This is a genomic window from Actinobacillus suis ATCC 33415, assembly GCF_000739435.1.
Taxonomy (GTDB): domain Bacteria; phylum Pseudomonadota; class Gammaproteobacteria; order Enterobacterales; family Pasteurellaceae; genus Actinobacillus; species Actinobacillus suis.
Genome location: NZ_CP009159.1, coordinates 487,649 through 502,440, shown reverse-complemented (window position 1 = coordinate 502,440; position 14,792 = coordinate 487,649). Strand labels below are relative to the sequence as shown.

Here is a 14,792-nt window from a genome sequence, read left to right as displayed (position 1 = left end):
TACATTCTTTACAATGAAATTTTGTTAAATTTGAAGTTAATGAAGACAATAACAACGTTCATTTCAGATACGCTCTAGAAAAAAAGCCCTTTTTCCGCTACAATTTACAGAATTTTGTAATAAATTCAGAGAGATCATTCATGTCAAACCAAAAACGAAAAATGCTGGTTACCTGCGCCCTTCCCTATGCAAACGGTGCAATCCATTTAGGTCATATGCTTGAACATATCCAAGCGGATATTTGGGTGCGCTTCCAGCGTATGCGTGGCAACGAGATTCACTTTGTGTGTGCGGACGATGCGCACGGCACACCGATTATGCTTAATGCAGCAAAACAAGGCATTACTCCGGAACAACTCATTGAAAAAGCAAAAACTGATCACGTAGCGGATTTCAAAGGCTTTAACATTAGTTTCGATAACTATCATTCAACTCATAGCGAAGAAAACCGTGAACTTACTACCGAAATGTATAAAAAATTACGTGCTAACGGTTTTATCAAAAGTCGAGTGATCTCTCAGCTATTTGACCCTGAAAAACAAATGTTTCTTCCGGATCGTTTTGTAAAAGGTACTTGCCCGAAGTGTAAAGCGGAAGACCAATACGGTGATAACTGTGAAGTGTGTGCTTCAACTTATAGCCCGATGGATCTTATCAATCCTCGTTCTGCAGTTTCCGGTGCAACACCAATCGTGAAAGAATCCGAGCATTTTTTCTTCGATTTACCAAGTTTTGAAGGTATGTTGAAAGAGTGGACTCGTTCAGGTTCACTGCAATCAGAAATTGCCAACAAAATGCAAGAATGGTTTGAAAGCGGTTTACAACAATGGGACATCAGTCGTGACGCACCTTACTTCGGTTTCCCAATTCCGGATGCGGAAAATAAATTCTTCTACGTATGGCTTGATGCACCTATCGGCTATATGGCGTCATTTAAAAATTTATGTGATCGCAGCGGCTTAAACTTTGACGAATTCTGGAAAAAAGACTCAGAAACCGAGCTTTATCACTTTATCGGTAAAGATATCGTTTACTTCCACAGCCTTTTCTGGCCGGCAATGTTAGACGGTTGTGAATTACGTAAGCCAACCAATGTATTTGCGCACGGTTACGTCACAGTTGACGGTGTGAAAATGTCAAAATCACGCGGTACCTTTATTCAAGCAAGTACTTATTTAAAACATATCGATCCGGAATGTTTACGTTATTACTATGCGGCAAAATTGAACGAACGTATTGAGGACTTGGATTTAAGCCTTGAAGATTTCGTCCAACGTGTAAACAGCGATATCGTTAATAAATTGGTGAACCTTGCTTCACGTAATGCAAGTTTTATTGCCAAACGTTTTGAAGGTAAATTGGCTGATAAATTAGAAGATGAAGCACTTTTCGCAGAATTTATTGCACAATCAGAGCAGATCGCAACACATTACGAAAATCGTGAATTTAACAAAGCAATTCGTTTAATTATGGATCTTTGTGATAAAGCGAATAAATATGTCGATGATAAAGCGCCTTGGGTGATTGCAAAACAAGAAGGGCGTGAAGCGGAATTACAAGCGGTTTGTTCAATGGGTATTGAATTATTCCGTGTGTTAATGAGTTACTTAAAACCGGTATTACCACAGTTAGCGGAACGTGCCGAAGCTTTCTTACAAGCTGAATTAACGTGGGAAAATATTCACCAACCATTATTAGGTAAAAACGTTGCACCGTTTAAATCATTGTTCTCTCGTCTTGAGAAAAAACAAATTGATGCGGTGATTGAAGAAACCAAAGCATTGTTTGCAGAACAAAATAAAGCAGAAGATAAAAAAGGAAAACAAAAAGTGGAAAATACCGAAAATACGGCTGTTGAGCCTATCGCAGCGGAAATCACAATTGATGATTTCGCGAAATTAGATTTACGTGTGGCAAAAGTGATTAGCTGTGAAGCCGTACCGGAATCAAACAAATTATTAAAATTCCAATTAGATTTAGGCGATCACCAACGTCAAGTGTTATCGGGAATTAAAGCGGCATATAACAATCCGGAAGAATTAGTCGGTCGTTTCGTGATTATGGTAGCAAACCTTGCACCACGTAAAATGAAATTCGGCGTGTCAGAAGGTATGATCTTATCGGCAGGCACCGGCGGTGCAGACTTATTCTTACTTTCAGCTGATGAAGGTATCCGCCCAGGTATGCAAGTAAAATAAAAGCAATAACAAGCGGTGAGATTCACCGCTTTTTTTGCGAATTAAGGAGAAACCATGATCCAACAAACGCTTTGTTTAATTAAACCCGATGCAACAAAACGTAATTTAATCGGTAAAATTCTTAGCCATTTAGAAGAAGCTGGCTTAACCATTAAAGCTCTCAAAAAAGTACAACTAACCCAAGAACAAGCGGAAGGCTTCTATGCAGAACACCAAGGTAAAGAATTCTTTGCGCCGTTAGTCGAATTTATGATTTCGGCACCGATTGTTGCGGTAGTACTTGAAGGTGAAAATGCTATCGCTCACTACCGTGAATTAATGGGTGCAACTAATCCGGAGCAACGTAAAGCCGGCACGATTCGAGCACTCTACGCTATCAGCGGTCGTGAGAACTCGGTTCACGGTTCGGATTCTGAAGAATCTGCAAAACGTGAAATCGCCTACTTCTTCACACCAAATGAAATTATTTAAGCAAGACTAAAAAGAAAGCCGTTTGTTTTAAACAAACGGCTTTTTTAGCTCTACAAGCGGTCGAATTTCCGCAAAATTTTGCAAGAAACAGACCGCTTGTTCATATTATTAACGAATAATCAATAGCTTGCTTGAGCTTTCAATAATACTCGCCAAATCAGTATTTTCTTTTAATTGCACTTCATCCATTGGCTCGATATGCCAAATATCTCGTGCATAATCTAGCACCGAGCGATCTGATGAGAAATAGCCCATATTCGCAATATTGATAATAGCCGAACGTGTCCACGCTTTCTTATTGCGATAAGCGGCTGCAACTCGTTCTTGCGCTTCAACATAGCTACGGAAATCCGCACAAGCTTGGTAATAGTCACCAGAATTTAGAATCAGATCTTGATAACGATACGGATCATCCGGTGAGAATTTACCGTTTAAGATTTGTGAAACCGCCTCATTTAATTCACCGTCCGTTTCATAATAATGATACGGCGAATAACCATTACGACGCAGCTCTTCTACCTGTTCGACCGTGTTACCGAAGATAAAGATATTGTCTTTGCCGACGTGTTCCAAAATTTCAACATTCGCACCATCTAACGTCCCGATAGTTAATGCGCCGTTTAAGGCAAACTTCATATTAGACGTACCAGAAGCCTCTGTTCCCGCCAATGAAATTTGTTCGGACACATCCGCTGCCGGAATAATCATTTGTGCGAGCGATACGCCATAATTCGGAATAAACACCACCTTGATCAAATCACGTACTCGTTCATCATTATTGATTACATTTGCAACATCGTTAATCAAACGAATGACTTTCTTCGCTGCATAGTAAGCACTTGCCGCTTTACCGGCAAAGATAAACACACGTGGCGTCCAATCCGCATTCGGATTTTTTAAGATACGATTATATAGCGTAATAATATGTAATACGTTTAACTGTTGGCGTTTATATTTATGAATACGTTTAACTTGTACGTCAAAAATCGCTTCCGGATTCAGTTTGATACCTAAATTTTTCTCAACATAATCCGCCAACTTACGTTTATTCTCATATTTCACCGCTGCAATTTCGGCTTGAACATCCGCATCATCCACAAAGACATTGAATTTTTCTAATTCACTGAGATCGGTTAACCAATCTTTGCCGATACGTTTATCCAAAATATTGGCTAAACCCGGGTTGGCAATTTTGATCCAACGGCGAGGGGTTACCCCATTGGTTACATTGGTGAAACGATCCGGATAAATTCGAGCAAAGTCGGCAAAAATGGATTCCACCATTAAATCCGAGTGGATTTTTGCCACACCGTTTACTTTGCTTGAAGCCACAACCGCTACCCACGCCATACGCACTCGGCGATCACCGTGTTCATCAATCAGTGACACACGTTGTACTAAATCTTCTTCACCCGGGAATTTTTCACGCACTTCATTTAAGAACCATTCATTGATCTCAAAAATAATGCCTAAGTGACGCGGTAAAATACGCCCTAACATTTCCACCGGCCAAGTTTCTAATGCTTCGCTCATTAAGGTGTGGTTGGTATAGTAGAAAATTTTGCGAGTCATATTCCACGCTTGATCCCAGCTATAGCCTTTCTCATCAATTAAGATGCGCATTAATTCCGGCACGGCAAGCGTTGGGTGGGTATCGTTTAAATGAATCGCCACTTTATCGGCTAAATTGACACAAGATCCGCATTCCGCTTCATGGCGACGGATAATATCTTGCACCGAAGCGGAACAAAGGAAATATTCTTGGCGTAAACGTAATTCACGTCCGTTATAAGTAGAATCGTCCGGATACAACACCCGAGAAACGTTCTCCGATAAATTCTGATGGCTCATTGCGGCAAAATAATCACCACGGTTGAAATCCGCTAAACCGAAACCTTTCCCTGAAGCGTGCGCCGACCATAAACGTAAGCTATTGGTTGCGGTGGTTTCATAGCCGGGAATTAATTGATCGTGAGCTTGAGCGATAATTTCTTCATCCGGCTGCCATACGGTTTTTTTGCCTTCTTGCCAAATGCGACCGCCAAAGCGAATCGGGAAACGTTTACTTGAACGCAAATACGGCCATACAAACTCATTTTCTAACCATTGATCCGGTTGCTCAACTTGTTCGCCGTGACGAATTTCTTGGCGGAACATCCCGTACTCATATTGAATACCGTAGCCAATCGCCGGAATTTTCATTGCAGCAAGACTATCCATATAACAAGCGGCTAAACGCCCTAAACCGCCGTTACCTAAACCCGGATCGCCTTCTTCGTTAATAATCTCTTCAATATTTTGTCCGAGTTCTTTTAATGCGGCATCGACTAACTCATACACGCCTTCTGCAATCATTGCGTTTGAGAACGTACGTCCCATCAAAAATTCCATTGAAAGGTAATACACACGGCGGCTGGCGTTCGCCACTTGGCTGCGGCGAGTTTGTAGCCACGACTCAGTAGAAAGATCTCGCACCACACGTAACGCTGCATTTAGCCAGTTACGTTTACTTGCTTCACGAGGCTCTACCCCTAGCGCATAAACCAATTTATATAAAATGGCATCTTTTACATGTTGAATATTTTCGGGACTTAAAATTTTATTGCCCATGAATAGCTCCTAACTAACAAGTGAAGTAACAAACGGAAATCGAGTAAAAAAAACACAACAATTTTATAGTTAATGCCATAAAAATCGCTGGAGAATTACAAAGATTTTGCTTTATTGCTATTGTTTACAAAATAAGCGGTAAGATTTTGCAATTTTTTTGCAAATTCCGACCGCTTGTGAAAAGTAAGGTTATACAATCTCTTGATAAATTGCCTGGTAAGCTGCTGCGGCTCTTGCCCAGCCGAAATCTTGCGCTAACGCATTTTGACGCACGCTAGACCATAACTTTTGTTTTTTCCAAAGATTTACCGCACGTTGGAATGCTTCAAAGAAATCATCACTGCTAGGGTATTTAAATACAAATCCAGTTGCATTACGTTGTTCAATGCTGTCTTTGTGACTATCCACCACCGTATCGGCTAAACCACCGGTTTGGCGAACTAGCGGTAAAGTACCGTATTTCAATCCGTATAACTGCGTTAAACCACATGGTTCGAAACGACTTGGCACAAGAATGACATCACCACCGGCAATAATTTGATGAGACAGTGCCTCGTTATAACCGATATACAAACCGATTTGCTCCGGATAACGACTACGTGCTTCGTTTAGCAGATATTCCAAATGCGGGGAGCCGCTACCCAAGACGATTAGTTGCACGTGCTGTTGCATCACGTCATCAATTCTATCCAGTAAGAAATCCGCCCCTTTTTGCTCCGTTAAGCGAGTTACCATGACCATAAGCATTGCATCTTTGTCTTCCGGTAAGTTAAACATACGTTGTAACTCAGCTTTGTTTTTCGCCTTACCGTGCATATAACTCGGTTTGTATGTCGCTACAATATTTTCATCGGTTTCCGGATTCCATACCTTATCGTCCACACCGTTTAACACGCCGTGTAAACGCCCTTGCGCTTTACGTGTTTGTAGCAAGCCGTGCATTCCGCCACCGGCAATTTGCTCGGTAATTTCCAGCGCATAGGTCGGACTTACTGTCGTAATGCGATCCGCATAATACAATCCGGCTTTTAGATAGGAGATTTCACCATAAAATTCCATACCTTCTGCTTGGAAGAAATCCCATGAGAAACCCAACTCCGGTAAATGATGCGGCTGGAAGCGCCCCGGATAGGCAATATTGTGAATGGTGAAAACGCTTTTCACCGGGCTATGCCAACTTTTCAGGTAAGCACAAGCCAAACCGCCCTGCCAATCATGCGCATGTACAATATCCGCTTTACCCCACCAATGATCTAGCCCTTCCGATAGCTGCGCACCTAAATAGCCTAAAATAGCAAAGCGCTTATAGTTATCTGGATAATCTGCATAACCAGAATCGTGATACGGATTGCCAGAACGCTGAAATAAGTGCGGCGCATCAATCAGATAAATGCCCAAACCATTGAAATAAGTAAAATGAATCGTCACTAAACCGGCAAAAGTACCTAAAGTGACTACTTCGTTTGTTTCCCCAATTTTTTCCGCTACTTGAGGATAGAGCGGTAGCAAAACTCGGACATCATTGCCAGCTTGCTGCTGTGCATAAGGCAAAGCCCCCATCACATCCGCAAGTCCACCGGTTTTAATTAACGGATACATCTCCGAGCAAATATGTAGAATTTTCATTTTGTTGCCGTTTAATTTGTATTTGTAAAATAAAGAGAAAATTAGACCGCTTGTAAAAGCGCTAAAGGTGGGCTAAACGCCCACCTGTATCAGATTAAATTGTATGATGGAATTTTATACTGGACTCATAACCGCTTAATGAATCAAGCATTTTCTGAGTCACCAAGACGATCCCACCTTTACTGACTCGGAAACGTTTTGCATCTTCTTCCAAGTTTACACCGATTTCCAAACCATCAGGAATGGTACAGTGACGATCAATTACCGCACGTTTGATCACGCAGTTCTTACCAATCGTTACCTGCGGTAAAATCACCGTATGTTCAATTACGGTTTCCGCATCCACTTTTACTTTGGCAAATAAGACCGAATTACTGATTTCCGCATCGGTGACCACACAACCACCGGCAATTAACGAGTTATCCAAAGTATGCTGACGTGCTTTTTTATAAAAGAAACGTGCCGGTGCGGTTTGTTGCGGTCGTCCGTGAATCGGCCAAGACTCATCATATAAATCAAGTTGCGGCACTTCCGAAACTAAATCCATATGTGCCGCCCAATAGCTATCAATCGTACCGACATCTCGCCAATAAATCGAACCGCTTGCATTACGACCTTTACATGAACGTTCAAACGGATGCGCATATAGCACGCCCTCTTCTACCGCTTTTGGAATGATATCTTTACCAAAGTCGTGCGAAGTCCCCGGAATAGAAGCTTCTCGTTCTAATACGTCATATAAATAATCTGCATCAAACACGTAAATCCCCATGGAAGCTAACGATGAATTCGGCTTATCAGGCATTGCCGGCGGATTTGACGGTTTTTCCACGAATTCTTTCACTTTTAATTTATCGTTAACCGCCATCACACCAAATTCGACCGCTTGCTCCCGAGGCACTTCAATACAGCCGACCGTACATTTTGCACCACTTTCTACATGGTCACGCAACATCTGAGTATAATCCATTTTATAAATGTGATCGCCGGCTAAAATCACCACATATTTCGGGCGATAATGCGATTTCATCATCGCCATATTTTGATATACCGCATCGGCGGTTCCACGATACCAAGTGTTTTCATCTAACTGTTGGCGAGCCGGTAGCATATCAATATATTGATTACGTTCATAAGGAAGGAATGACCAGCCACGCTGTAAGTGGCGCAGTAATGAGTGGGCGGCATACTGGGTAATTACCCCCACTTTAAGTAAATTAGAATTAATACAGTTTGAAAGCGCAAAGTCGATAATGCGGCGGCTACCACCAAAATACACAGCTGGTTTTGCTCGTCTGTCAGTTAACTCATAAAGACGTGAACCACGACCACCCGCTAAAATAAGCACTAACGTATCGTTAGTAATATCGTTTCTGGTTAAATCGTTTTTTTCTTGTGTAAGCATACTTTGTTTCTCCGATGTTGTGTGTCATTTATCACGCTAATGTGAGCCTAATTTTCTTTGAAGCACGCATACTCCCATCTGTTCCAGCTGAAGAGTAACCGCCTGCGCATCCGCTATCAAAGTTGCCGTTTCTTTCCCAAGGTAAAAATGCCATTTACCTTGAGGTAAGAAAAATTGTTGCTTATCTTTTTTAGCATTAATTAAGATAAGCCATTGTTCTTGAAGAAGAATTTGTAATGCTTTAAGTGAGTGGTTATGCCAATCGTCCACTTGCATAATCTCACCGTATGCGGAAAACCACTGCACGTCATTTTCTGTCCACCAATGACTTTGGTGGGAAAGCAGCGAAATTTGTTTACGTAAATCAATCCACTTAGCGACATAGTCGATGCGTTTATCATTCGTCTGCTGCCAATTAATCCAAGTCGTTTCATTATCTTGGCAATAACTGTTATTGTTGCCTTTTTGCGAATGCCCCAACTCATCGCCGGCACGTAGCATCGGTACGCCATTTGAGAGAAACAGTGTCGCAAGCAAACTACAAGCGGTCTGATCTCGCAAAATATTTACCAATTCGTTATCCGTATCCCCTTCCACACCGTGATTATTACTATAATTATGTTCATCACCGTCTCGATTTTGCTCGCCATTCGCCTGATTATGTTTTTTGTTATAACTCACGAGATCTTGCAAAGTGAAACCGTCATGAGAGGCGAAGTAGTTAATACTTTTAGAAGGCGCATATTGCCAATATAAGTCGTCACTCCCTGCTAAACGACGAGCAAATTCGGCTAAATTGCCGCTTTCACGTAAGAAAAAGCTACGCATTGTGGTACGGTATTTATCGTTCCATTCGGCAAATCCAGCCGGAAAATGCCCGACTTGATAGCCTTCCGGGCCGATATCCCAAGGTTCTGCAATTAATTTAATCTGCTGCAATGCTGGTGTTTGTTTGATTTTTTCAAACAGTGGTGCAACATTAGAGAAATCAGGCGTTCGCCCTAATGTTGTCGCCAAATCAAAACGGAAACCATCAATATGGCATTCTTCCACCCAGTAAACTAAGCTATCGACAGCCCATTGGCATACCATCGGATGAACTAAATTTAATGCGTTGCCACACCCCGTCCAATTGCGATATTCGCCTTGTTCGTCCAGCCAATAATAGCTTTGGTTATCAATTCCTCTTTGGCAGAGCATCATACCGTCTTTACCGGCTTCCACCGTGTGGTTATAAACCACGTCTAAAATTACTTCAAAGCCATTTTGGTGTAAGGTTTTAACTAAATATTTAAACTCGGAAAGCGGATCTTCTTGGTCCCAGGCTAAGCAAGGATCAATTGCCGAATGCGCTAAAACGCTATATCCCCAATAATTGGTTAGCCCTAATCGCTGTAAATGCACTTCATCCGCATGGTAGCTCACCGGCTGCAGTTCAATCGTCGTCACGCCTAACCGTTTTAAATGTGCGATCGATGCCGGATGCGCCATACCTGCGTAAGTCCCGCGTAACGGCTCCGGAATATTATGATTTAAACGACTAAAGCCTTTTACGTGTGCTTCGTAAATAATCGTTTCCGCCCATGAATAATGCGGACGTTTTTCACCAGTCCAATCAAAATCATCGGTTACCACAACTGATTTAGGCGCAAGGTGAGCATTATCTTGCGGGTCATTCCAAACAAAATAACTTAACGCCTTCTCATCATGCGCATCGGGTAGCCCGACTACTCGTTTAGCATACGGATCAAGCAACAATTTATTCGGATTAAATAATGCGCCTTTTTGCTCATCAACATCGCCTGAAACTCTAAAGCCATATAAGGTGCCACTCCCAACACCGTAAACGAACAGATGCCAAATATCGCCACTACGCTGCATCGGATAACACTGCTCGCCCTTATCATCAAAAATACACAGCTCAATAGCGGTCGCATTTGCTGAAAAAATTGCAAAATTCGTGCCTTTTTTACCCGCTTGTGCACCAAGAGGGAACGGCTTTCCCACTGATATTTTCATCTGCTACTTCTTACTTTTTCTTTTTTTCTTAGCGTTTTTCGTTTTTTTAAATGCGCTTTCTACCTTTTTAATCAGCGCTTGTTCCTCTTCCGGTTTTGCTGTGCGCACAATAAAAATCGTGGCTAACGGCGGTAATGAAACGCTGAGAGAATAAGGCTTGCCGTGTGACGGTTCTTCCTCGCATAGAATCTCACCGTAATTACCAACATTACTACCGGCATAATAAGCCGCATCCGAGTTGAGTATCTCTTTATAAACCCCGTCTTGTGCGACACCAATACGGTAGTTATAGCGCACGATCGGCGTGAAATTACTGACTACAATCACGCTTGAACCGTCTTTCGCTTTACGTTCAAAAGCGAATACCGATTGTTGCCAATCATCCACTACCAGCCACTCAAAACCGCTAGGCTCATGATCAAGTTGATAAAGCGCCGGATATTGTTGATAAACACGATTCAGATCTCGAACCCAATTCAACATACCTTTATGCCAATTGCCACCTTCTTCACCAAGCAAGAACCAGTCCAAACTTTCGTTAAAGTTCCATTCTCGTCCTTGAGCGAATTCATTACCCATAAACAGTAATTTTTTGCCCGGATAGCCCCACATATAGCCGTAATAAGCACGTAAATTCGCAAATTTTTGCCAACAATCGCCCGGCATTTTTCCAATTAAGGAACCTTTGCCATGCACCACTTCATCATGTGAAAGCGGCAAAATAAATTTTTCGCTATATTGATAGATCATGCCGAATGTCATCCAGTCATGATGATATTTACGATGAATCGGATCTAACGCCATATAACGGAGCGTGTCATTCATCCACCCCATATTCCATTTATAATCAAAACCTACGCCTTGCTGGCTTACCGCATGCGTAATGCCGTTAAATGAGGTCGATTCCTCTGCTATCGTCACCGCAGCATGACCTTCTTGCTCAAGCATTTGATTGGTGCGGCGTAAAAAATCCAATGCTTCCAAATTCTCACGTCCGCCATATTGGTTTGGAATCCATTCACCGTCTTTACGTGAGTAATCTCGGTAAATCATTGAAGAAACCGCGTCCACACGTAAACCGTCAATGCCGAAACGTTCCGTCCAATACAACGCATTGCCGGAGAGATAATTGAAAACTTCATTACGACCGTAATTAAAAATTAACGTATTCCAATCTTGGTGATAGCCTTCTCTCGGATCTTGGTGCTCATATAAATGTGAACCGTCAAATTGCACTAAACCGTGTGAATCGGTTGGAAAATGTCCGACCACCCAATCTAAAATCACTGCAATGCCCGCTGCGTGAGCTTTGCGGATAAACGAACGGAGATCATGTGGCGAGCCGAAGCGGCTAGTTGGCGAATAAAGTCCAATAGGCTGATAACCCCAAGAGCCATCAAACGGATATTCGGTAATAGGAAGTAATTCAATATGAGTGAATCCCATATCTTTTACATAAGGAATGAGTTCACTGGCAATTTCATCATAATTCAGCCAATAGTTATTTTCTAAATTGCGGCGCCAAGAACCTAGATGAACTTCATAAATTGAAATCGGTTGATCAATATTATTTGCTCGGCGAAGTTTTTCCTCAACCTGAACAATCTCCGATAATCCGGTAACGATTGAAGCCGTTTCAGGGCGAAGCTGTGAAGCAAAGGCGTAAGGGTCTGATTTCAAACGCAGCTGACCATGGCTATCTAATAATTCAAATTTATATAATGCTCCTGCATCAATATTCGGAATAAATATATCCCAAATACCGCTTTCTGCGTGAAAGCGCATACTATGTACTCGCCCGTCCCAATAATTAAAATCCCCGACAACAGAAACACGTTTTGCATTTGGCGCCCAAACACTAAAACGTACACCGTCAATATTTTCTTGGATTTCAAAATGAGCGCCTAATTTTTCATAAGGACGAAGATGAGTGCCTTCAGATAATAACCAATTATCTAATTCGAATAGGGAGGATTTAAAGCGGTATGGGTCTTCAATATCAATTTCACCCAAAGGATAAGTAACGCGTAAACGGTAATAGAAATGAGGGTCGGAACAATCAAGCACAGCGATAAAAACGCCGCAATCATCAATTTTTAGCGTGTCGGATAAACATCGCCCCTTTTCATCCACAATCTTAACGGCATCAGCTTCAGGTAAATAAATCCTTATCACACAATGTCCATTTTCAAAATGACTGCCCAAATAGGAAAACGGGTCTTTGCAATACCCACCGGAAAGCTGCTCAATAAAAGACGAATCTTGTTCTGAATAATTATAAGTTGTCATTATTTGCTTCCTCATTTTTTTACACTCTAAATTATTTTTCTTTTCTGACGAAAACGTTTGCATTTTAACATTAAAATAAAAACCTCACCGAAAAACTATGCGCTTTTGTGATTTACATCATATTTTTTTCGCAATATATGCGAACTAGTTCACACTTTTTGACATTTTTTTTAATCAGCTAGAACGATTTAGCAGATTATGGGGTACAATATGTAGCAATATTTTTATTTTTAAAATTAAATCCAATAAGGAGCTCAGATGCTAAATTTATCGGCACAAAATATCCGTTTAAATGGTACTGCTAGCAACAAAGAAGAAGCGATTAAGCTTGTTGCAGCAGGCCTTGTAGCAAATGGTAACGTTGCGGAAGGTTACGAAACGGGAATGTTAGCCCGTGAAACGCAAACCTCAACTTTCCTTGGTAATGGTATTGCCATTCCTCACGGCACATTAGATACTCGCCACCTTGTACAAAATACCGGTGTACAAATTTATCAATTCCCACAAGGTGTGGAATGGGGCGAAGGCAATAAAGCCTATGTCGTGATTGGTATTGCAGCAAAATCTGACGAACACTTGGCTCTCCTTCGCCAATTAACCGGCGTATTAAGTGATGAAGATGCGGCAGAGACCTTAGCTAAAACGCAAGATGTCGAAGAGTTTGCTGCAGTGTTAAGCGGTAAAAAATCACTTCCTGTTATTTCAGAAGAAACGATTTCATTAAATATCGATTCTGCAAGTCTTATTACACTTTCTGCCATTAATGCGGCAAAACTTCAAGAAAAAGGCTATGTAACACAAGCATTTATTAGCGATGTGGTTGCAAACTCTCCTCTAAACCTAGGTAACAATCTTTTTGTAACTGACTCTGCAAACGGTAATCAAGCGAACGGCTTTGCAGTGGCACGTAGCCAACAAGGACAAACTTTAGTCACTATCGCAGCGGCAGATAACAACCTTTCTGCACTTATCGCACGTTTATTAAATGCCGATATTCGCAAACAATTAACCACAGCGTCAGCAGCACAAATCATCGCTCTCTTTGGCGCAAATGAAAATGCGGCTTCAGCAGTAAGCTCAACAGCAGCAGAACAAACCAGCCAACAAGTTATCGGTACTTTCACTGTACGTAACGACAATGGTTTACACGCTCGCCCAAGCGCAGTATTAGTGCAAACCTTAAAACCGTTTGCGGCAAAAGTAACGGTAGAAAACTTAGACCGTGGCACAGCGCCAGCGAATGCGAAAAGCACAATGAAAGTAGTGGCATTAGGCGCAAGCCAAGCACACCGCTTACGTTTTGTGGCGGAAGGTGAAGATGCTCAACAAGCGATCGAAGCATTAGCAAAAGCATTCGTAGAAGGTTTAGGCGAAAGCGTTTCATTTGTACCGGCGGTTGAAGATACGATTGAAGGCGCAGCACAACCGCAAGCGGTTGAATCTGCAAAAAATTCTGCAAATCCGACTGCTTCCGAACAACCGGTGGCGGGTCAGGTTATCGGAACTTTCACCGTACGTAACGACAATGGTTTACACGCTCGCCCAAGCGCAGTATTAGTGCAAACCTTAAAACCGTTTGCGGCAAAAGTAACCGTTGAAAACCTAGATCGAGGTACTGCACCGGCAAATGCGAAAAGCACGATGAAAGTGGTGGCGTTAGGTGCAAGCCAAGCACATCGCTTACGTTTTGTGGCAGAAGGTGAAGATGCTCAACAAGCGATCGAAGCATTAGCAAAAGCATTCGTAGAAGGTTTAGGCGAAAGCGTTTCATTCGTGCCTGCGGTTGAAGATACGATTGAAGGTGCTGCACAACCACAAGCGGTTGAATCTGCAAAAAATTCTGCAAATCCGACCGCTTCTGAGCCTACGGTGGAAGGTCAAGTGGAAGGGCAAGTGGAAGGTACATTCGTGATTCAAAACGAACACGGCTTACACGCTCGTCCAAGTGCGGTGTTAGTCAACGAAGTGAAAAAATATAATGCGACTATCGTTGTGCAAAACTTAGATCGAGATAGCCAATTAGTCAGTGCGAAAAGTTTAATGAAAATTGTAGCATTAGGTGTAGTAAAAGGTCACCGCTTACGCTTCGTGGCAACCGGTGATGACGCTCAAAAAGCGATTGATGGTATCGGTGCGGCGATTGCTGCAGGTTTAGGCGAGTAATTGAGGAACAA

General features: G+C 42.1%; 8 protein-coding genes. 3 read left to right on the top strand and 5 right to left on the bottom strand.

Annotated features, from left to right (window positions below):
* The first annotated feature begins 140 nt into the window (after window positions 1–140).
* Both metG and ndk read left to right on the top strand, forming a co-directional pair.
* Complete coding sequence (gene metG / locus ASU1_RS02305; RefSeq protein ID WP_014991230.1) at window positions 141–2,198, top strand: methionine--tRNA ligase; 2,058 nt, start codon at window positions 141–143, stop codon at window positions 2,196–2,198.
* A gap of 54 nt (window positions 2,199–2,252) precedes the next feature.
* On the top strand, window positions 2,253–2,669 hold the full coding sequence (ndk, locus tag ASU1_RS02300) for a nucleoside-diphosphate kinase (protein ID WP_014991229.1): 417 nt from the start codon (window positions 2,253–2,255) through the stop codon (window positions 2,667–2,669).
* Window positions 2,670–2,777: 108 nt separating this feature from the next.
* Here the strand turns inward: ndk and ASU1_RS02295 are convergent, their stop codons facing one another.
* From ASU1_RS02295 to glgB, 5 genes are all read right to left on the bottom strand, one after another.
* Window positions 2,778–5,279, bottom strand: coding sequence for a glycogen/starch/alpha-glucan phosphorylase (locus tag ASU1_RS02295; RefSeq protein WP_014991228.1), 2,502 nt, complete (start codon window positions 5,277–5,279; stop codon window positions 2,778–2,780).
* Between the two features lie 189 nt (window positions 5,280–5,468).
* Complete coding sequence (gene glgA / locus ASU1_RS02290) at window positions 5,469–6,905, bottom strand: glycogen synthase GlgA (RefSeq protein WP_014991227.1); 1,437 nt, start codon at window positions 6,903–6,905, stop codon at window positions 5,469–5,471.
* A gap of 94 nt (window positions 6,906–6,999) precedes the next feature.
* Complete coding sequence (gene glgC / locus ASU1_RS02285; protein ID WP_014991226.1) at window positions 7,000–8,310, bottom strand: glucose-1-phosphate adenylyltransferase; 1,311 nt, start codon at window positions 8,308–8,310, stop codon at window positions 7,000–7,002.
* 36 nt (window positions 8,311–8,346) lie between these two features.
* Window positions 8,347–10,329 (bottom strand): glycogen debranching protein GlgX, encoded by a 1,983-nt coding sequence (glgX, locus tag ASU1_RS02280; RefSeq protein WP_014991225.1) that lies wholly within the window; start codon window positions 10,327–10,329, stop codon window positions 8,347–8,349.
* Between the two features lie 3 nt (window positions 10,330–10,332).
* A complete protein-coding gene (gene glgB, locus ASU1_RS02275; RefSeq protein WP_039194945.1) occupies window positions 10,333–12,618 on the bottom strand; it encodes a 1,4-alpha-glucan branching protein GlgB in 2,286 nt (761 codons plus the stop codon).
* A 258-nt stretch (window positions 12,619–12,876) separates the two neighbouring features.
* Between glgB and fruB the strand changes: the two genes are divergently transcribed.
* Window positions 12,877–14,781, top strand: coding sequence for a fused PTS fructose transporter subunit IIA/HPr protein (gene fruB, locus ASU1_RS02270; RefSeq protein ID WP_014991223.1), 1,905 nt, complete (start codon window positions 12,877–12,879; stop codon window positions 14,779–14,781).
* Window positions 14,782–14,792 lie beyond the last annotated feature (11 nt).